Raw genomic sequence first — 19,184 nt, forward strand, 5'->3', positions numbered from 1 at the left:
ATAGGTTTTATCAAAGATTCTGAGGCATGCCGTTTCCTAGATGCTCTCCCCTAAATGAATTTGATAACCCAGATTGATAATGGCACTTTGCTGTGGAATACCGTGAATGCGGTTAAGCAGTTCTTCGGCAGCAATTTTACCCATCTCTAAGCGAGGAGTAATCACGCTGGCTAGTTGTGGCGTAAGCGATTGCCCCACATCGTGCCCGTGAAAGCCCGCAATTTTGATCTGTGTTGGCACGGTAATGCCTAAGCGTTGGCACTCAAATAATGCCCCGATTGCTAAATCGTCATTGGTGCAAAAAATACCATCTATTTGTGGAAATTGTTGTAACGCTTGTTTGAGCTGAGTTGCGCCTAGCGTGAAAGAAGAGTGCTGTTCTGTGGTAATGCTATTAGGGGTTAAGCCGTGTTTTCGCATCGCTTGCTCATACCCTTGCATTTTCAGTTTAGAACGTTTATCCATTCTCGCCCCGAAATAGACCACCTGCCGACAACCACGACTGATCATCGTCTCTACCATTGCTTGAGCCGCAGAAATGTTGTCAAAACCAACTGCTTGTTGAATACCGCCTTCACCGCTTTCCATAATTTCAATCACAGGAATGTTTGCCACTTCCAACATTTTCAGTGTACGAGGCGTATGATGGTTTTCCGACAAAATAATCCCGTCAATGTTGTAAGAAAGCAGTGATTCAATCCGCTGTTCTTCCTTCTCTTCACTATACCCATAGTGAGCAAGCATCGTCTGATAGCCTGCTTTATCAGTAATTTGCTCAATCCCTTTAATCACATCAGCAAAAACTTGGTTAGTCAGCGAAGGCACTAAAACCCCAATGGCACGGCTTTTGGCATTAGAGAGAATATCTGGCGCACGGTTTGGGATATAACCAAATTGCTCAATGGCAGCAGCGATTTTTTCACCGGTTTCTTTCGCAACGGTGTTGGGATTACGTAGATAACGGCTCACCGTCATTTTGGTAATGCCGAGATGCGTCGCAATATCTTGTAGAGTTGGGCGTTTTGGTTTATTCATGAGAATGGATTATTTGATTGGCGGAAGGCAATGGGAGTTGAACCCACCCAAGAACGCTGGCGTCCTTAACAGGATTTGAAGTCCTGCCGCATCACCGGATACGACTACCTTCCGAAAAAGTGGCGATATTGTAGCGAATTGATTAGAATTAGCCAAATTTTTCTTAAGTAAAATCACCCATGAATACGCTTTTCCGCCAACTGCCTTCCATTGATAAACTGCTTAATAGCGAACAAGCCAAACAGCTTATTGCTCAATTTGGGCATACTGCTTTTGTTCATCAAGCTCGCACATTGTTAGAACAAGCTAGAACCTATATCCAGCAAACGCAAACCCTGCCAGATTGGCTGGAACAAGCGGTGTTTTTTGGCAAAATTTCTGCAAATTTAGACCGCTTGCAATCGGTGCAGATGAAGAAAGTATTCAATCTCACAGGGACAGTATTGCATACCAACTTAGGGCGTGGGTTATGGTCGGAAAAGGCAATACAGGCAGCAACCAATGCAATGCGGAATAATGTGGCGTTGGAATTTGATATTGAAGCAGGCAAACGCTCGCACCGAGACAACTACATTTCCGAGCTGTTGCAAATACTTACCGGAGCGGAGGCAGCTTGCATTGTGAATAATAATGCGGCGGCGGTGTTGTTGATGTTAGCGACATTCGCACAGGGCAAGGAAGTGATCGTTTCCCGTGGTGAGCTGGTGGAAATTGGCGGGGCATTTCGCATTCCGGATATTATGGCTCAAGCCGGTTGCAAATTGGTGGAAGTCGGTACGACTAATCGCACTCATTTAAAGGATTATCGCAACGCGATCACCGAAAATACAGCCTTTTTAATGAAAGTTCACACCAGTAACTACCACATTGAGGGGTTCACCAGTTCGGTATCGGAAGAGGAATTGGTCGCTCTAGGAAAAGAATTTAATTTACCTGTAATTACCGACTTAGGCAGTGGTTCGCTAACTGATATGCAAACCCTTAATTTGCCTGCTGAGCCAATGGTTCAGAAAAAGGTGGCAGCAGGGGTAGATTTGGTTTCCTTCTCGGGCGATAAATTGTTAGGCGGGCCGCAAGCCGGCATTATTGTCGGTAGCCAAGCGATGATTAGCCAACTGCAACAACACCCGCTGAAACGGGTGCTACGTTGCGATAAAGTGATTTTATCGGCACTTGAGGCAACGCTACGCCACTACTTATTTCCGGAGCAATTAACCGATAACTTGCCGACTCTTCATTTACTCACTCAACCGCTTGAAACCTTGCAACACAAGGCAGAGCGATTAAAACAGGCACTACACAAGCGGTTAAATTCTGCTTATATTTTGCAAATTGAGCCAAGCCTCGCTCAAATCGGCAGTGGTGCGTTACCCACAGACACCTTACCTTCGATGGCTGTCACTATTTCCGCTGAAAAACAGAGTGATTTAATTGCATTGGAACAACAATTTAAAACCTACCCAAACCCGATTATCGGGCGTTTCGCTCAGCAGAAATTTTGGTTGGATTTACGCTCGGTCGCGGAGTTTGATAAGTTGATTGAGATGTTGGAATATTAATTTTGGTAGGGCAGACTGTGCCTGTCCGATTATTTAGAGTAAGATAAAGGAATCCTTATGGATCTGCACCACATTCGAGAAGATTACACCAAAAAAGTGCTTTCAATCCAAGATTGTCACCCAAACCCAATTACCCAATTTGAACAATGGTTGAGTGAGGCAATCAATGCCAAAGTGAATGAGCCGACAGCAATGAATATTGCTACAGTTGCAGCAAACGGGCGACCAAGTAGCCGAATGGTGCTGTTGAAAGAGGTCAATTCACAAGGCTTTGTGTTCTTTACCAATTACCAAAGCCGTAAAGGACGGGAAATTGCCGATAATCCGTTTGGCTGTTTAACCTTCTTTTGGGCGGAATTACAACGCCAAGTGCGGATTGAAGGGAAAATAGCAAAAATTCCGGCAGCAGAATCCGATGCCTATTTTGACTCACGTCCTTACACCAGCCGTTTGGGGGCTTGGGCGAGCGAGCAAAGCCAGCCTATCGAAAACTACAAGGCTTTGTTGCTAAAATCAGCTCAATTTGCATTGAAATATCCACTTTCAGTGCCTCGTCCACCACATTGGGGTGGCTATATTCTGATTCCCGACAGCATTGAATTTTGGCAAGGCAGAAGCAGCCGATTACACGACCGTATTCATTATTGGTTGGAAAATAATGAGTGGAAAAAAGAGCGGTTATCGCCATAGTGATAAAATGCCCTATCAGCTGATAGGGCATTACAATTTTTTGGGGGAATTATTTTAAGCTACCCACCATATCTTCTGGGCGTACCCATTCATCGAATTGTTCTGCAGTTAATAGACCTAAATTAATCGCTTCTTCTTTTAGGGTTGTACCATTTTTATGTGCAGTTTTCGCAATTTTTGCGGCGTTTTCGTAGCCAATATGCGTATTTAACGCGGTAACCAGCATTAATGATTGCTCTAATTGCTGTTTAATGCGAGGGTGATTTGACTCTATACCAATCGCACAGTGTTCATCAAATGAGATACACGCATCGGCTAAAAGCTGTGCAGATTGTAAGAAGTTAAACGCCATCACAGGTTTATACACGTTTAATTGGAAATGACCTTGTGTGCCAGCAAAAGAAATAGTGACATCGTTTCCTAACACTTGCGCACAGACCATAGTCATTGCTTCACACTGTGTTGGGTTTACTTTGCCAGGCATAATTGATGAGCCAGGTTCGTTTTCAGGGATTAAAATCTCACCAATACCAGAGCGCGGTCCCGATGCTAATAAGCGCACATCGTTGGCAATTTTGTAGAGTGAAACGGCAAGCTGTTTTAATGCGCCGTGGGTTTCTACTACTGCATCATGAGTTGCCAAGGCTTCAAATTTATTTTGTGCAGTAACAAATGGTAAGCCAGTAAATTGGGCGATATAGTTTGCTACTTTTACATCATAGCCTTTTGGCGTGTTTAAACCTGTACCTACAGCTGTGCCGCCTAATGCTAATTCTGCCAAATGCGGTAGTGTGTTTTCTAAGGCCTTAATGCCAAAGGATAATTGTGCAGCATAAGCAGAGAATTCTTGCCCTAGTGTTAATGGTGTTGCATCCATTAAGTGAGTACGCCCAATTTTGACTACATCTTTAAAGGTTTCTGCTTTCTCACTTAAGGTTTTTTGTAAGCGTTTTACTGCTGGAAGGGTATGCTCAACCACTTTTTTATAAGCAGCAATGTGCATTGCGGTTGGGTAGGTATCGTTAGAAGATTGGGATTTATTCACATCATCATTCGGATGGATAATTGATTTTTCGCCTAATTTACCGCCATTCAGTACGTGAGCGCGGTTAGAAACAACTTCGTTCACATTCATATTAGATTGCGTGCCTGAACCTGTTTGCCAAATAACGAGAGGGAATTGGTCATCTAATTGATTCGCCAAAATTTCGTCACAGGCTTGCGCAATAAGATCGCGTTTTTCTTGGCTTAATACGCCTAAATCATGGTTAGCATAAGCGGCGGCTTTTTTTAAGTATCCAAAGGCTTCAATAATCTCTTTTGGCATTGAAGCCTCAGGACCGATTTTGAAGTTGTTACGAGAACGTTCAGTTTGTGCTGCCCAGTATTTATCCGCAGGGACTTGCACTTCACCCATGGTGTCTTTTTCGATACGGAATGCCATTGTTTACTCCTCAATTAACAAAAATAATTGCCCAAATAGTAGCACTGCCAAAGATTGAAAGAAATGTTAAAGCGCTTTTATTGAGGGCTTTTTTCTATTTTTGTGATATGGATCATATTCTCGTATAGCCTCCAGTGGTTTGTTTAATAATGCCGAGCAATTCTAAATTAAGTAATTCCACCAAAACGCTCGCAATGTCCAATTCTACCGCTTTGGCTAAATCATCAGCGCTAATTGGGTTGAGTGTTATTTGGGCAAAAATAGCGGCTTGGCAAGCGGTCAATTCGGGGATATTTTTTGCAAAATTTTGTGGTTTTTGTAGCGCTTGTTTGGTTTCTAGTTCAAATAATTCGCCTTGTTGTGGTTGGTATTGCCAAGCGATCGCTTCTAAAATATCTTGTATGTTATCGACAAGTATTGCACCGTCTTTAATCAATTTATGGCAACCTGCGGCATAGGGGTTTTGGAGGGTATTGGGAATGGCGAAGACCTCTCGCCCTTGTTCGAGTGCATAGCGTGCAGTGATAAGTGAGCCACTATTTAAAGCTGCTTCTACTACTAATGTACCGAGCGATAAGCCACTGATAATACGGTTGCGGCGCGGAAAGTTTTCAGCAAGTGGCGGCTGTTTTGGAAAAAACTCTGAAACTAGAGCTCCGCCTGTTTCAACAATTTTTTCAGCAAGCTTGCGATGACGTGCAGGGTATAGGCAATTTAAACCAGAACCTAATACCGCGATGGTTATGCCGCCTTCATCAATTGTTCGTTGATGGCAGAAGCCATCAATCCCAATAGCTAAGCCGCTGGTTATCGCAAAATGATGTTTGACTAATTCCGCAGAAAAATGCCCAGCCCAATATTCGCCGTAATGTGAGTAATTACGGCTGCCAACAATGGCAATTTGTGGCAAAGAGAGGCTTTCAATGTTACCGTGTACGAATAAGATGGGTGGTGCAGTTGCAATCTGTTTTAGTAAGAAAGGATAATTTTCATCAAATAACGTGAGAATATGGCAATCGGCATGTTCTACCCAGCGTAATGCATCTTCCTGCCAACGTTGTTCTGGGTGAAACCAGCGTTGGATTTGTTTTTCATTCCAGCCTATTTGGCGCAGTTGCGTTTTATCAAATTGGCAGAAGGTGGCAAAATCGATTTCCGTGAGTAAGCGATTGATTTTTTGCGCGCCAAGCTGGGGGATTTGTAATAACGTTAAAAGTTTTTCGAGCATGTTTCCTCCAGAAAGCTATCAATAAACCTTAAGAAAAGTCAGGTATTTTTTCCATAATCATAAGAAAACCGTTAGAATAGCCAAACCTTAAATTGTAAATTTGGGAGAAAGATCACAAAAATGGCAGTTTTAGACGTATTAATTTACCCTGAAGCGAATCTGGCAAAAGTCTGCGAGCCAGTTGAAATAGTGGATGCAGCGTTAAATCAATTTATCGATGATATGTTCGATACTATGTACGATCACGAAGGCATTGGACTTGCTGCACCGCAAGTGAATGTCTTAAAACGAGTGATTACGATTGATATTGAAGGCGATAAAACCAATCAAATCGTGCTCATTAACCCTGAGATTTTAGAATCAAGTGGTGAAACGGGCATTGAAGAAGGGTGCCTATCTATTCCTGGTTGCAGAGCTTTAGTACCACGTAAAGAAAAGGTGAAGGTGAAGGCATTAAACCGTCAAGGTGAGGAATTTGTGTTAGATGCGGATGGGTTGTTAGCAATCTGCATTCAGCATGAAATTGATCATTTAAACGGTGTGTTGTTTGTCGATCATATTTCAACGTTGAAGCGCCAGCGGGTAAAAGAGAAAATGTTGAAGCTGAAAAAGCAAATTGCGCGAGCAAAATAATAAATAAGGCTAAATAGGACGTGCTATTTAGCCTTATCTTTTAACGTGTGCCATACACTACAATAGTTTTACCATGAGCAGAAATTAAGCCTTCGTCTTCTAATAGCTTCAACACTCGACCAACCGTTTCGCGTGAGCATCCTACCATTTGTCCAATTTCTTGTCGGGTAATTTTAATTTGCATTCCTTGTGGATGTGTCATTGCATCAGGCAATTTCGCTAAATTCAGTAGCGTTTGTGCAATTCTACCCGTAACATCAAGGAAGGCTAAATTGCTCACTTGGCGAGAAGTCATACGTAAGCGCCGTGCCATTTGAGCAGAGAGATACATCAAAATATCTGGATTTAAATGCACCAGCTGTTTGAATTTTTTATAAGAAATTTCAGCAATTTCGCAATCACATTTAGTGCGTACCCAAGCGGTGCGTTGTTGAGCTTTTTCTTCAAACAAGAGTAGCTCACCCACAAACTCGCCTTGTCCTAAGTTTGTCAGTAGCATTTCTTTGCCGTCATCATCTTTTACAAAAACGGAAACGGCACCTTTCACAATATAGAATAGAGATTCTGCTGAATCCCCAGCGTTAATCAACGTGTGTTTAGTTTGATAACGGTGAATGTGACAATGACTCAAAAACCACTCGACAGCCGGATCGTGGATGGAAGGAGGAGGAGTGAGATTTTCGAGTTGTGCTGTCGAGATTGAAACATCTTTCATAACATTTTGTTTGGGTATGTAAATATAAGGAAATTCTAACATATACGCTGGAATTGCTAAAGCAAGGCCAGCGTTTCTTATGGCTTTATTTTTCAGCGTCTTGCGATTCTTTTAGCATTGATAAGGCAGATTTCATGCTTCGCTCTAGCGTTTGTTTACGAGGATCATCATCTGAAACAAATTTCAGCATCATTCCCCATGTCATCGCGGCCATTTTGTAGTCTTCTTGCTCAAAATAGTAGAAGGCAATCATACTTAAAGCATCTAGATTTGTATGATCAGTGCGTAAGATTTTTTTCAGCACTTCCATGCCTTGCTCTTTGTCTTTTGGATCGGCAGAGAACATCAATACCTGTGCATAGCTTAAGTTGTATTGCATATTTTCAGGTTGTAAGTTTACCGCTTTAGCAAAGCTATCTAATGCTAATTGCCCATTTTCCGTTGCCATACCCAGTTGTCCAAGCATAAACCAGTTAGCATGGTCGCTTGGATTTTTCTGTAATTCTACGCGTAACGCCGTAGCAAATTGGTTCATTTCAGCCTCAGAAAGTGGATTGGCTTCTTCTTGCTTAATACGCTCAAAAAAGTAGTTTAATTTTTGATGGCTCATATCTAACATGTTGCCGCTAAACCATGAACCAACGCTTAAATAAGAGCCAATACTCGCTGTGGTGACTAATAATATCAGTGCGATAAACCAGCCTTTACCAAAGCGGTTGTGTGCCACCAAGGTTGGTTCTGCTGTTTCAGGAATATCATCAAGCAAACTTTGTTGTAGTTCTTGCTTGGTGCGCTCAGGATCATCAATGACACCTTCGTTTGCTTCCTGTTCGACTTCTTTTAAGCGATCAAAATAAAATGCTTTGTTTAAACTATCCCGCTTATTATCCTTGCGAGCAACGTGTTTGGTTAGCAAAGGGTAAAAAGCGATAGTACTTACTATCAGTGTAACCAACGCAATTAAAATCCAAAAACTCATACTATTGTTTCTCTTTTAAAATTTCTGCTAAGCGTGCTTGATCAAGCGTTTTTGCATTTTTTTCTGCAATTTTACCCGCTTGTTGAGCTGTTTTACGGCGGCGGAACAAGACAGCAAAGCCCAATAAGATAAGCGCGAGAGGCATCACCCATAAGAAAATTGTTGCAGGGGTTAATGGCGGATCGTAGGTAACGAAGTTGCCATAACGTTCAATCATGTAATCAACCACTTCATTTTTGCTTTTACCTTGTTTAAGTAACTCCAAGGTTTTATTACGCATATCGGTCGCGATGGTTGCATTAGAATCGGCAATATTATTATTCTGGCACTGTGGGCAGCGTAATTCTTGAATTAATGCGCGATAATCCGATTCTTGCTGTGGCGTATCAAATTGTTGAACCTCAATTGGGGCTGCGAAAACCGCAGGAGCCAATCCACAAAGTAAAATTAATGTTTTTTTCATCTTATTGTGTCTGTAATTTCTGATAAATTGGTTGTAGAACCTCTTGCCACACTTTTTCATTCACATCACCGGCATGGCGGTAGTGAATGATACCATTGCCATCAATAACAAAGGTTTCTGGCGCGCCATAAACACCTAAATCTAGGCCTAATGCGCCCTTTGGATCGTAAATAATCGCTTTATACGGATCACCATAGCTGGCAAGGAATTTGAGTGCTTTGGTGCGTTCATCTTTATAATCGACACCAACAATTTCTACGCCTTGTTTTGCCAACACGGTTAAATACTGATGCTCTGCGTAGCAGGTTGGACACCAAGTTGCCCACACGTTGAGTAATCTGGGTTTGCCTGTTTTTACTACATCGGCAGTGAGTATTTGTTTTTCATCTAGCACACTTTCAAGCTGGAAATTTGGCATGCTTTTGCCAACCAATGCGGATTCTAGCGCTTTAGGATCGTGTCCATTTGCATTCCAATTTAATTGCACGACAAAAGCAACGACTAAAGTAAGAAACGCAATTAATGGGAGAAAAAGTTTTTTATTCATTATGGCTCCGAAAAAAGATAACAAATTCTAGCATATTCCATCTGCCGATAAATCGACGCGGATCAAGCCAATGATTAAAAATAGCTAACAATGTGCCAGAGTAAAGCGTAAAAAGTGAGAAAACCGAGTGCAAGTAACAGCTTTGCGAGAGCAGGTTGTACGCGGTGTAACTTAAATAAAAGAGCCGCAATGAACAGCAGAGCAAGCGGATAGATCCAAAACACGATGGAGAAAAAATTAATTTGCTCAGCACTTAAATCTGGGTGGTGCGAAAAATGTGGTGATAAAAACCATGCGAGTGGAAATAGTGCCGATGGTAGGCAAAACAGCGCTAAAGCCCAGCTAAATTTAGAAAAGCCTTTTTGCATTTCTGATTGCATTTTTAACCCCTTGGATGAAATTGTTGATGAATAGATTTTAAACGCGCTTTGGCGACATGGGTATAAATTTGTGTAGTGGAAAGATCGCTATGCCCTAGCAACATTTGCACCACACGCAAATCCGCACCATGATTGACCAAATGGGTCGCGAAGGCGTGGCGTAAAACGTGGGGAGAGAGTTTATCAGAGTCAATCCCAGCTAGCACGGCATAATGTTTAATTCTGTGCCAAAAGGTTTGGCGAGTCATCTCCACACCACGTTTACTTGGAAACACTACATCAGATTGTTTGTGATTAAGCAATAATGGGCGCGCGTAATTGAAAAATTCTGTAATCCAATACACCGCTTCTTCTCCCATTGGTACCAACCGTTCTTTATCGCCTTTCCCGATTACGCGTACCACACCTTGCCTTAGGCTTAGATTTTCTAGCGTTAGTGAGGTCAGCTCGGTAACTCGCAGCCCCGTTGCATAGAGTAATTCCAGCATGGCTTTATCACGCAGCTCAATTGGGTCGAGAGTATTTGGTGTATCCAGCAAATCTTGCACCTGATCTTCACTCAAAGATTTTGGTAAACGCGCGGCTTTCTTGGGTGATGAAAGTAGCGCGGCAGGATCATCTGAACGGTAGTTTTCTAAATAAAGAAAACGAAAAAACTTGCGTAAACAACTTAGCATCCGCGCTGAGCTACTTGCTTTATAGCCCTGCATTAAGCGTTCGCCTAAAAAGGTTTGTAAATCTACCTTATCCAGCGTTAAAAATGCACGAGGCTCGGATAGCCATTGACTAAAACTCTCCAAGTCTAAACGGTAGGAAGCCACAGTATTGTCTGACAAACCGTGTTCCTGCCACAGGGTATCAAGGAATTGTTCAATAATTGGATCAAGCGGTTTCATACAAGCGGTGCAAATTTAAGAAAATTTTGCAAATTCTAGCATTGATTGCCCAAAAGCAAACGGCTGAATTTGCAAATTTTTTCGCAAATTCAGCCGCTTACTTGGTGACACTATAGCGTATTAAAATTTCGCAACGAATTCCGCATAGGCATTGATAAAGCCTTCAAGCGTTGCTTTTGCCGGTTCAGAAACCAGTTCGCCTTGTTCATTAAACGCACCAGCAAAAATACCACCAATATTGGCAGCAAATGGCAGGACTGGCATATTAATATAAGCGCCAGCTGCAATAGTGCGAAGTGCGTCGGTCACTCGTGGGCTGCCGCTGGCACTTACGCTCATTAAGGCTAGTGGTTTGCCAATCCATTGGCTTTGTCCAGCTGGACGAGAAATCACATCAATGGCATTTTTTAGCATGGCAGAATAACCGCCATTATGTTCAGGGCTAACCCACATAACACCATCGGCATGTTTTATCGCTTCACGTACGCGGTTATAGGCGGGAATATCTTGGCTTTCTAAATCACGGTCATAAAGGGGTAAATCACCGATTTCTACAATGTTTAATTGCAGTGAAGTTGGCGCGATTTTTTGTAAATGTTTCACCGCGAGATGATTAAATGAAGTTTGGCTTGCAGAGCCGATAAGTACAGCGATTTGTTTACTCATGTTAATGTCCTTTTAAAAAGAAATGTGAGGGGATATATAGCATGCCCCTACGGAAAAGTTAATGTATTTATACCAAGTCAAATAATAGAAATTCTACAGTTTCACTATTTTCAATTGATAATGTTGCTTGTTGGCTAATACCCACGGCATCTCCTGCAAAAAGCAGATGGTCTTCCACTAAAAGAGAGCCTTTCACGACTTGTAGCCAGTAACGGCGGGTTGGATCAAGCGCTAGATTTTCGCCATTTTTTTGCAAAAATTGATAACGCCATAGCTTCATATCTTGGTAAACCTTAAACGAGCCTTGCTCTGCATTTGGTGACAAAATTAAAGTCGCGCCTTGTTTTTCGGCAAAGCTGCCTTGGCTATACCTCGGTGTAATCCCTTTGGTATGAGGCATAATCCAGATTTGGTAAAGATGTAGCGTTTCTTGCGCATCGGGGTTAAATTCAGAATGGTAGATGCCTGTACCTGCCGACATAATCTGAAATTCGCCCGCTTTTACTTCAGTTTGATTCCCCATGCTGTCTTTATGTGCCACACGTCCATTTAATACATAGGTTAAAATTTCCATATCTTTGTGTGGGTGCATGCCAAAGCCCATGCTTGGCGCGATGTAGTCATCGTTAATCACTCTGAGATGAGAAAAGTGCATATGCTTTGGGTCATAATAATCAGCGAATGAAAAGGTGTGCCAGCTTTCTAGCCAACCGTGATTTGCATATCCTCGTTCATTGGCTTTTCTTATTTGTAACATCATACTATTCCTGTTTTGTTTGAATATTTGCATTGTAATTGAAAACAAAAATGCAACAAGATACAATTTTTCAAACATATTTTGCATAAATAGAAAGATAAGATGGAAAACATTAGTCTTGATGATATGCGGTTGTTTGTTGCGGTGGTACAGGCTGGGAGCTTAAGTCATGCTCAAGAACTGACCAATGTGCCTGTCTCCAAACTAAGCCGTCGTTTAACCCGCTTGGAACTCGCTTTAGGCACAAAATTAATGAGTCGAGGTAAGAAAGGTATTACTTTAAATGAAGTGGGTGAACGCTTTTTTCTGCAGGCACAAACCATGTTACAACAGGCGCAGTTTGCCGTAGAAAGTGTGCAAAATAGCCTGCAAAATCCGCAAGGATTGCTGAGAATTTCTGTGGCGGCGGATATTTTTCATCGCCTTATTGAGCCCCATTTAAGTACCTTTTTAGCGCGCTATCCTGATGTAAATTTGGAGCTTAATTTAAGCCAGCAGAAAATAAACATGATTCAAGATGGCATTGATTTAGCCGTGCGAGCGGGGACGATTGATAATGATAATGTGGTCGCAAAAGCATGGCTGACAATGCAGTTTGGTTTATTTGCCAGTGAGGAATATTTGGCTTGCCATGGCATGCCAGAAAGCCCGAATGAACTTTATCGGCATCAAATTATTAGCCAGATGCATACGTTGCCATGGCGTTTTAGCCAAGAGAATCGGACGGTAGAAATTGCCCCAGTGAGCCGCGTGAGTTGTAATGATTTTGAGTTGGTTGCATGCCAAATTCGGCAAGGTAATGGGCTCGGTATTTTGCCAATGCCTCGCCTTGATGAGCATTCGGATTTGGTACGCTTATTGCCAGACTGGCAATTGCCAAGCGTGCCAATTTCATTAATCTATTATAAAAATCGAGGCGCAGTACCAACAATTCGCTGTTTTGTGGAGTTTTTGCAGGAGATTTTGTTTGATTAATGCAGAGGTATTAATCTAAAACCTGCAATTTAGCGAAGCCCCATGTTTGCATAATCTGGTTTTGGCTTAAGAAATCTGCATCATGTGCAGTGCAAAACGCAACATTTTGCAAATTTTCTTTATTTTCAAACCGCTTGCCTTGCAAGAGTGCCTGCACGCGATGGGCAATACCGTTATTGGGATCGACAAAGAATGGCACTTTGGGTAGCAGCTGTTGCAACTCATTTTTGACTAACGGAAAGTGCGTACAGCCTAAAATGACGGTATCCAGTGTCGGATGGTGTTGCCATGCTTGCACCACGGTTTGCAAACGTGCCATATCCACTTTACCCGTGCGTTGCTTTTCTTCCACAATCTCTACTAAATCGGTCGTTCCAATTTTTTCAACTCGGCAGTCGGCTGCATATTTAGCGATGAGCTCATCCACATAGGGGCGAGAGACGGTGCCTTTTGTTGCGAGTAAGCCGATCGTTTTGGTTTGTGAAATTTGTGCAGCCGGTTTAATTGCCGGCACGGTGCCTACTATGGGAAGATCAAACGTTTGCCGTAAGGCAGGTAATACTACGGTACTGGCGGTATTACACGCGACAACGACCAGATCAAGCGGGTATTTTTGCGCAATTTTTTGCACAATCTCGACTGCACGAGCAATCAGCACCTTTTCTGGTTTTTCTGAATACGGGAAATAAGCATTATCAAAGCAATAGAGATAATGTGCGCTTGGTAGCACTTGGCGGAGTGCGTCATAGATGGTCAGCCCGCCCATACCTGAATCATACAGCAGAATGGTTGGTTTCATAGGCAAATGGAAAATCTCTTAAGAAAAGTTCTTTAATTTCAATTGGATAGCCCTTTAAAAGAAGCTCAGAACGACGGGCATACAAGCTGTTTTTACGCTGCCATTCGAGACTAATCCGTTCAGGATTTTGTGGAAATAGCCATAAACCAATAGCTTTCTCTCCCAGCGTTAATACTGGCTGAGCAACATTATCAATGGTTGCTTGCGGCAAAATAGTTTGAGCAAAAATCCACTCGGTTGTACCGCATTTTAGCACAACCTCCCGCACCCAGCAGAGTCCCCGTTGTGCAATGTGTTGCCAGCCTTCCTGCAGTACTTCTACCTGAAAACAGTGGCAAACGCCTTGTAGTTTTTCGGTAAGTGAACTGGTATGCAGCAGCCATTTCGCCACCTCTACAGGCAGATTATTCTTGTGCTGTTGCCATGCAGAGCACGATAGTAGCGAACGATATAGGCGTAAATCTTGTGGTGACATAGATTATAAATACTGGCTTAAAATAGCAGCAAGTTTTTCATAGCCTTGCTCAGTAAAGTGTAAACCATCATGGCAGAGCGCAAGATCAAGTTTGCCTTCTGCATTACTAAATTGTGCCCAAGTACGGATATAACCAATGTCTGTTGGGCAGTGTTCGGCAAAATAGTGATTTAGTTGCAAAATAGCGGGGTTGTCCGTTGTGGCAATATTATTCACAGGCGTTGCTTCAAGCAGAAAATAGCGAGAATGGGGGGCGATTTGGCGTAAATTTGCCACGATCTCTTCAATCCAAGCCAATACTTGTTTAGGCGAATAATCAGGCTCTTTGACAATATCGTTCACCCCTAAAAAGATAAATACGGTTTTACCCAGCGAGCGAATGCGCTGAGGTTTGATAATTACATCAAGATATTGGCGGGTACTTGTGCCAGAAAGCCCCAGATTTGCTACCGATTGCCCGTTTAAAGATGGTGTACCGGCTGGCATATCGCTCCACATATCAAATAGCGAATGCCCAATAAGGGAAACCTCTGCCTGTTTTTCAAATTCAGCTTGTTTACTTTGATAACGCTGGAAAATAGCTTGATCGGTGAGCATAGTTGCACCTTGTAATGGAAATGAACATTCAGATCATAACAAACCAGCGGTCAATTTTGCAGAAAAAATTGCAAAATTGACCGCTGGTTTGCTTTTTTTATTTTAGCTTGAGATTATTCGCTTGCCAATTTTCCTGCCGCTTCAACGACAACAGTGACAGCTTTGTCTTCTGTATCTTTCATCGTTTCTTCATTCGGGATTTCTTGTTGTGTACGATTAACGATCACACCTGCAACCATACCCGCTTTTAAGCCTAGGGCAGAACACATAGTAAATAAGGTGGCAGATTCCATTTCAAAGTTCATTACACCCAACTCTTGCCACTGTTTGAGTGAACCTTGGAAACGGCGGGTAACGCGACCTGTATAAGTGTCGTAACGTTCTTGACCAGGGTAGAAAGTGTCACTTGAGGCGGTAATGCCCACATAAGGTTTGACACCGTGTTTTTGTGCCGCATCAAACAGCGTTGTAGTGCAGTGGAAATCAGCTACCGCAGGGAATTCTAACGGAGCAAAGTGTTGGCTCGCGCCGTCAAGCCGCACCGCACCAGTGGTAATGAGAATATCGCCAACATTAATATGCTCTTGGATTGCGCCTGTAGTGCCGATACGTAAGAAGGTGCGAATACCCAATTGCGCAAGCTCTTCAACGCAGATAGAAACTGATGGGCCACCGATACCTGTTGAACAGACCACAATCGGTTTGCCATTAACATAGCCTAGCCATGAGGTAAATTCACGGGTAGAGACTAAAAATTCTGGATTATCCATCTTAGCGGCGATACGTTCGCTTCTTGCAGGATCACCTGGGACGATGGCAACAGTAGCGCCTTTTAACATCGCTTTAGTTAGGCCTAAGTGAAATACTTCTGACATTTTTAACTCCTTAATTGAGTGATGACTTGCGTTGAGATTGTCGCAATACAAGCGGTGAATAAGCAATGATTTTTTGCAAAGAATTTCGGATTTTGTGAAGTTGATCAAAAGGAAACGGTTGCGGTTTCAGGCTTATTTTTGTTAAATTAATAAAAATCGTTATCAATAAGGAAAGGTTATGATGCAATTACATACTCATTTTATGCCAAGTAAAGCGGCAATGTTAGTGGTGCTAGCTTGTGCACCGGCTTGGGCACAGCAGATTCAAAACGTGGCAGTGCTGGATGAGGTCAATGTTATCGCTTTAGAGATCAGCGATACGCTTGTCAATACTACTGTTAAGCAGAAGGAGCTCCAACAAAAACAGGCACATGATATTAAAACGTTATTTAAAAACAAAATGGATGTATATGGTACGCAGGCGCAGATGACGCGTGCCAGTGAAGGCGTCAATATTCGTGGCTTGCAAGGTAATCGTGTGACAACGACAGTCGATGATATTCCATTACCAGAAACGCAAGAAGCTAAACATTTTATGGCGTATGGCTCAGAATTTGGGCGTGGTGATTATATTGAAGTGACGGGGTTACGCGGTACAGCAGTGCAGTATGCCGGCTCAGCAAATAGTTTATCGGGCAGTGTAAACTTTGCCACACTCAACCCTGCTGATTTACTTAAGGATAAGACGTACGGTGGCTTTGCAGGTACGGGCTACAACAGTGTAGATAATTCTGTATATGGTACGCTTGGTGGAGCCGTTGCGCTGGGCGATTATCAAGGAATGTTGATGACAACGTTACGCGATGGCGATCAGACCATTAACCAAGGTAAAGATCGTGGAATCGGTGATAGCCGTACCGAGCCTAACCCTGCTGAATCAAAAAGCCAGTATGTGCTAACAAAACACCATTATAAATTTAATGATCAGCACACATTGCGTTTGGCTTTTGAACATTTGCATAAGAAAGTCGATACCAATTTGTTAGCGCAGACAGGGACAAGCATTGACTCTGGTAGTGGCACTCAACTGTATGGTACGAGCAATGATAAAGTTACCCGTAATCGAATTTCGTTAGGGCACGATTATAGTAATGATGAGGGCTGGTTGCAGACTGCGACTAACCAAATTTATTATCAGTCAGCGCATACGGAAAATGAACGTTTCCGCCAAGGTAGCAGAAATTATCGTCAAGAGCATACCACATCAGGGCATAAAACCTTTGGTTTTAATAGTGATTTAATGAGCTACATTGATGGCAACGTGCCGCAGGTATTACGTTATGGCGTGAGCTACAACCATACCCAAGCAACGAACCACTTGCGTTATGAGCGCCCTGCTTATATGAGTTTAACAACAGGTAATGCTTATTTTGACGGCAGGCCAACTGCGGATACGAGCCAAGATAAGTTCACAGCATATCTTGAAGACGAAATTGGATTTGGTACTTTATTTGTGACACCACAAATTGGTTTTGTACATTATCGTATTCGCCCAAAAGCCGCTGATCAATCTCAGGTTGAAGAATTTAGCCCGCGCAAACAGCGTGCCTCGAAATTTACCCCAAAAATCAGCTTAGAATGGCGAGCTAGCCCTGAGTTTAATCCGTATTTACAATATTCACGTGGTGTTCGTACACCATCGCCACAACAGCTTACCTCATATTTCTTTGAAAACCCAACTTACAGCTATTATATGCCAGCATTAGGCAGAATGGTAACAGGCTCTAGGACGGTGGCGGTTATTGGAAATCCAAATTTAAAAGCGGAAACGGCGGATAATTTCGAAATTGGTGTGAAGGGGAAATCGGCTGATCTGGAATATTTGCTGACGGGCTACTATAACCATTATAAAAACTTTATTGATTGGCAAGCTGATAGCTCGCTAGGTTGTATGAGTGGTTGTAAATATACTAGCTTTGTACAATATCAAAACCTCGATAAAGCCAAGGTGTACGGCATTACCTTTGATGCAAAATGGCAATTCTATGCGGATTATTACCTGATTGGTGGACTTGCCTATATGCGTGGTAAAGCCGAGAACCATGGAGAAAAGACACCAATTAACAGCGTACAGCCACTGAAAACAAAACTGGGGCTTAGCTATGAAAGTGAGACATTTGGTGCCAATGTACTCTGGAGCTATTCTCGTGGTAAGGCTGATAAGGATATTGAACAGTCCTCAAGCTATCTTTATAACCCAAGCGGTAGCTACAGTTTGGTGGATATTGGCGCTTATATTCGCCCAGTGAAAAATTTAACTATCAGTGCAAACTTAAATAATGTGTTTAATAAGAAATATTGGAATTGGAATGATATTTCCTATCTTGCACTATTAAGCAAAGCCAGTGTAGATCAAGGACGTGGCACGAATGGGATTCCGCTTGCTATCACAGCAAGTAATGCCGATCGTTATAGTGCGCCAGGACGAAACTTTAATGTGGGCATCCGCTACGAGTTTTAATTAATAGCTGAGACAAGCAGTGGATTTTGCATATTTTTCTGCAAAATCCACCGCTTGTTTGTTGAATAATATTAGTATTTTAACACTTCACTCTCATTCGGCACGGCAACACGGTTTTCAAACGCTTTACCTTTGATAAATTCACGCATATCCGCTTTGCTAACGGTGCCGTGATTAACCGTATCCATATGCACGGTAATGATATTGGCTTTTGGCATGGTTTCAGCCATTTTTGCCACATCGTTGGTATCCATAATAATGCCCGCTGGCTCAAAATTCTCTAATTCTGCTCCGCCAGTATTCATCACAACGACCTCTGGATTATATTGTTTTAATGCTGTTTCCACTTCACCATTCCAAACGGTATCGCCCACGATATAAAGTGTTTTTTCATTCTCAGTTTGGAACACCACGCCCATCGCTTCGCCCAAAAGTTCCGCTAACATTGGGTTAGCATACATTTCATCAGTACCGTGCTGACCGCCAGTTTTAGATAATTTCACATTTTTAAACGGGGTGTTTTTGCCGACGACTCGCACATCTTTAAAGCCTTGTGCACGAATGATTTTAGCGTCATTGGCATCTTGTACAAAAATTGGCAAGTCTTTGCTAATTAGCTCTTGTGCGGCTTTATCCCAGTGATCATCGTGGGTGTGGGTAACAATTACCGCATCCACGCCTTTCAATACACTTTCCACAGGCTCGGCAAGCGCAATTAACGGATTGCGTAACTGGCTATTTGGTGTGCCTGCAAAGCCTTCATATGCCCCTTTTTCGGCTAAATAAGGATCAACTAAGAAAGTCGCATCACCATATTGAATTTTAGCCGTCGCATTGCGGATATGCTGATAGCTGATCTCGGCATTTGCCGTTGCAGAAATGATTGAACCTAAGCTTAAAGCGGTAATCAGTGCCTTTAATTTCATTGAAAATTCCTTTGTAAAAAATTGAGAAAAATAGATCGCTTGTGACGATGTGTGCATTATTTCAAACAATAACAAACAAAAAAA

Annotated in this window: 21 protein-coding genes and 1 tRNA gene; 5 read left to right on the forward strand and 17 right to left on the reverse strand. The window is 42.5% G+C overall.

Annotated features, from left to right (window positions below):
- Positions 1-36: 36 nt before the first annotated feature.
- Together gntR and EDC51_RS10810 are read right to left on the reverse strand one after the other, a co-directional pair.
- The gene (gene gntR / locus EDC51_RS05520; protein WP_131928399.1) at positions 37-1,035 is read right to left on the reverse strand and encodes a gluconate operon transcriptional repressor GntR; all 999 of its coding nucleotides are present in this window, start codon (positions 1,033-1,035) and stop codon (positions 37-39) included.
- Between the two features lie 18 nt (positions 1,036-1,053).
- Positions 1,054-1,148, reverse strand: a tRNA-Sec gene (locus EDC51_RS10810).
- Positions 1,149-1,214: 66 nt separating this feature from the next.
- On the opposite strand from EDC51_RS10810, the gene selA reads away from it, so the two are divergent.
- Positions 1,215-2,594: an L-seryl-tRNA(Sec) selenium transferase gene (gene selA, locus EDC51_RS05525; RefSeq protein WP_131928400.1), complete on the forward strand. Its 1,380-nt coding sequence runs from the start codon at positions 1,215-1,217 to the stop codon at positions 2,592-2,594.
- Positions 2,595-2,651: 57 nt separating this feature from the next.
- Positions 2,652-3,284 (forward strand): pyridoxamine 5'-phosphate oxidase, encoded by a 633-nt coding sequence (gene pdxH, locus EDC51_RS05530; protein ID WP_131928401.1) that lies wholly within the window; start codon positions 2,652-2,654, stop codon positions 3,282-3,284.
- 49 nt (positions 3,285-3,333) lie between these two features.
- Here pdxH and fumC read toward each other — a convergent pair whose 3' ends face one another.
- Both fumC and dprA read right to left on the reverse strand, forming a co-directional pair.
- Positions 3,334-4,728: a class II fumarate hydratase gene (fumC, locus tag EDC51_RS05535; protein WP_131928402.1), complete on the reverse strand. Its 1,395-nt coding sequence runs from the start codon at positions 4,726-4,728 to the stop codon at positions 3,334-3,336.
- Between the two features lie 112 nt (positions 4,729-4,840).
- A complete protein-coding gene (gene dprA, locus EDC51_RS05540; protein ID WP_131928403.1) occupies positions 4,841-5,956 on the reverse strand; it encodes a DNA-processing protein DprA in 1,116 nt (371 codons plus the stop codon).
- Between the two features lie 120 nt (positions 5,957-6,076).
- Between dprA and def the strand changes: the two genes are divergently transcribed.
- The gene (def, locus tag EDC51_RS05545; protein WP_015433562.1) at positions 6,077-6,589 is read left to right on the forward strand and encodes a peptide deformylase; all 513 of its coding nucleotides are present in this window, start codon (positions 6,077-6,079) and stop codon (positions 6,587-6,589) included.
- A gap of 40 nt (positions 6,590-6,629) precedes the next feature.
- On the opposite strand, the gene crp is transcribed toward def, so the two are convergent.
- The 8 genes from crp to EDC51_RS05585 all read right to left on the reverse strand — a co-directional run bounded on the left by crp (position 6,630) and on the right by EDC51_RS05585 (position 11,992).
- Entirely contained in the window at positions 6,630-7,304 is a 675-nt protein-coding gene (crp, locus tag EDC51_RS05550; RefSeq protein WP_025266676.1) for a cAMP-activated global transcriptional regulator CRP, read from the reverse strand.
- Between the two features lie 85 nt (positions 7,305-7,389).
- Positions 7,390-8,283 (reverse strand): c-type cytochrome biogenesis protein CcmI, encoded by an 894-nt coding sequence (gene ccmI / locus EDC51_RS05555; protein ID WP_025266677.1) that lies wholly within the window; start codon positions 8,281-8,283, stop codon positions 7,390-7,392.
- Between the two features lies 1 nt (position 8,284).
- The gene (locus EDC51_RS05560) at positions 8,285-8,746 is read right to left on the reverse strand and encodes a cytochrome c-type biogenesis protein (RefSeq protein ID WP_131928404.1); all 462 of its coding nucleotides are present in this window, start codon (positions 8,744-8,746) and stop codon (positions 8,285-8,287) included.
- A 1-nt stretch (position 8,747) separates the two neighbouring features.
- Positions 8,748-9,293 (reverse strand): DsbE family thiol:disulfide interchange protein, encoded by a 546-nt coding sequence (locus tag EDC51_RS05565; protein WP_025266679.1) that lies wholly within the window; start codon positions 9,291-9,293, stop codon positions 8,748-8,750.
- Positions 9,294-9,367: 74 nt separating this feature from the next.
- Positions 9,368-9,673, reverse strand: a complete 306-nt coding sequence (locus tag EDC51_RS05570) for a DUF5389 family protein (RefSeq protein ID WP_407636809.1) — start codon at positions 9,671-9,673, stop codon at positions 9,368-9,370.
- Positions 9,674-9,675: 2 nt separating this feature from the next.
- Positions 9,676-10,569, reverse strand: coding sequence for a site-specific tyrosine recombinase XerD (gene xerD / locus EDC51_RS05575; protein WP_015433555.1), 894 nt, complete (start codon positions 10,567-10,569; stop codon positions 9,676-9,678).
- Positions 10,570-10,689: 120 nt separating this feature from the next.
- The gene (locus EDC51_RS05580; RefSeq protein WP_015433554.1) at positions 10,690-11,235 is read right to left on the reverse strand and encodes an NADPH-dependent FMN reductase; all 546 of its coding nucleotides are present in this window, start codon (positions 11,233-11,235) and stop codon (positions 10,690-10,692) included.
- A gap of 67 nt (positions 11,236-11,302) precedes the next feature.
- Positions 11,303-11,992: a pirin family protein gene (locus EDC51_RS05585; protein WP_025266681.1), complete on the reverse strand. Its 690-nt coding sequence runs from the start codon at positions 11,990-11,992 to the stop codon at positions 11,303-11,305.
- Positions 11,993-12,094: 102 nt separating this feature from the next.
- Between EDC51_RS05585 and EDC51_RS05590 the strand changes: the two genes are divergently transcribed.
- Positions 12,095-12,967: a LysR family transcriptional regulator gene (locus EDC51_RS05590; protein ID WP_015433552.1), complete on the forward strand. Its 873-nt coding sequence runs from the start codon at positions 12,095-12,097 to the stop codon at positions 12,965-12,967.
- Positions 12,968-12,977: 10 nt separating this feature from the next.
- Here EDC51_RS05590 and murI read toward each other — a convergent pair whose 3' ends face one another.
- The 4 genes from murI to udp form a co-directional block, all read right to left on the reverse strand.
- Positions 12,978-13,766 (reverse strand): glutamate racemase, encoded by a 789-nt coding sequence (gene murI / locus EDC51_RS05595; protein ID WP_015433551.1) that lies wholly within the window; start codon positions 13,764-13,766, stop codon positions 12,978-12,980.
- Positions 13,741-14,241 (reverse strand): chorismate--pyruvate lyase family protein, encoded by a 501-nt coding sequence (locus EDC51_RS05600; RefSeq protein WP_125134466.1) that lies wholly within the window; start codon positions 14,239-14,241, stop codon positions 13,741-13,743. The genes murI and EDC51_RS05600 overlap by 26 nt, the downstream gene beginning before the upstream one ends.
- Positions 14,242-14,244: 3 nt before the next feature.
- The gene (locus tag EDC51_RS05605; RefSeq protein WP_131928405.1) at positions 14,245-14,838 is read right to left on the reverse strand and encodes an SGNH/GDSL hydrolase family protein; all 594 of its coding nucleotides are present in this window, start codon (positions 14,836-14,838) and stop codon (positions 14,245-14,247) included.
- 113 nt (positions 14,839-14,951) lie between these two features.
- Positions 14,952-15,713, reverse strand: coding sequence for a uridine phosphorylase (gene udp, locus EDC51_RS05610; RefSeq protein ID WP_025266685.1), 762 nt, complete (start codon positions 15,711-15,713; stop codon positions 14,952-14,954).
- A gap of 178 nt (positions 15,714-15,891) precedes the next feature.
- Here udp and EDC51_RS05615 point away from each other — a divergent pair, with 178 nt between their 5' ends.
- Complete coding sequence (locus EDC51_RS05615; protein WP_131928406.1) at positions 15,892-18,174, forward strand: TonB-dependent receptor domain-containing protein; 2,283 nt, start codon at positions 15,892-15,894, stop codon at positions 18,172-18,174.
- Positions 18,175-18,245: 71 nt separating this feature from the next.
- Here EDC51_RS05615 and EDC51_RS05620 read toward each other — a convergent pair whose 3' ends face one another.
- A complete protein-coding gene (locus tag EDC51_RS05620) occupies positions 18,246-19,100 on the reverse strand; it encodes an MBL fold metallo-hydrolase (RefSeq protein ID WP_131928407.1) in 855 nt (284 codons plus the stop codon).
- Between the last annotated feature and the right edge of the window lie 84 nt (positions 19,101-19,184).

The organism is Bibersteinia trehalosi (genome assembly GCF_004346205.1).
Taxonomy (GTDB): domain Bacteria; phylum Pseudomonadota; class Gammaproteobacteria; order Enterobacterales; family Pasteurellaceae; genus Bibersteinia; species Bibersteinia trehalosi.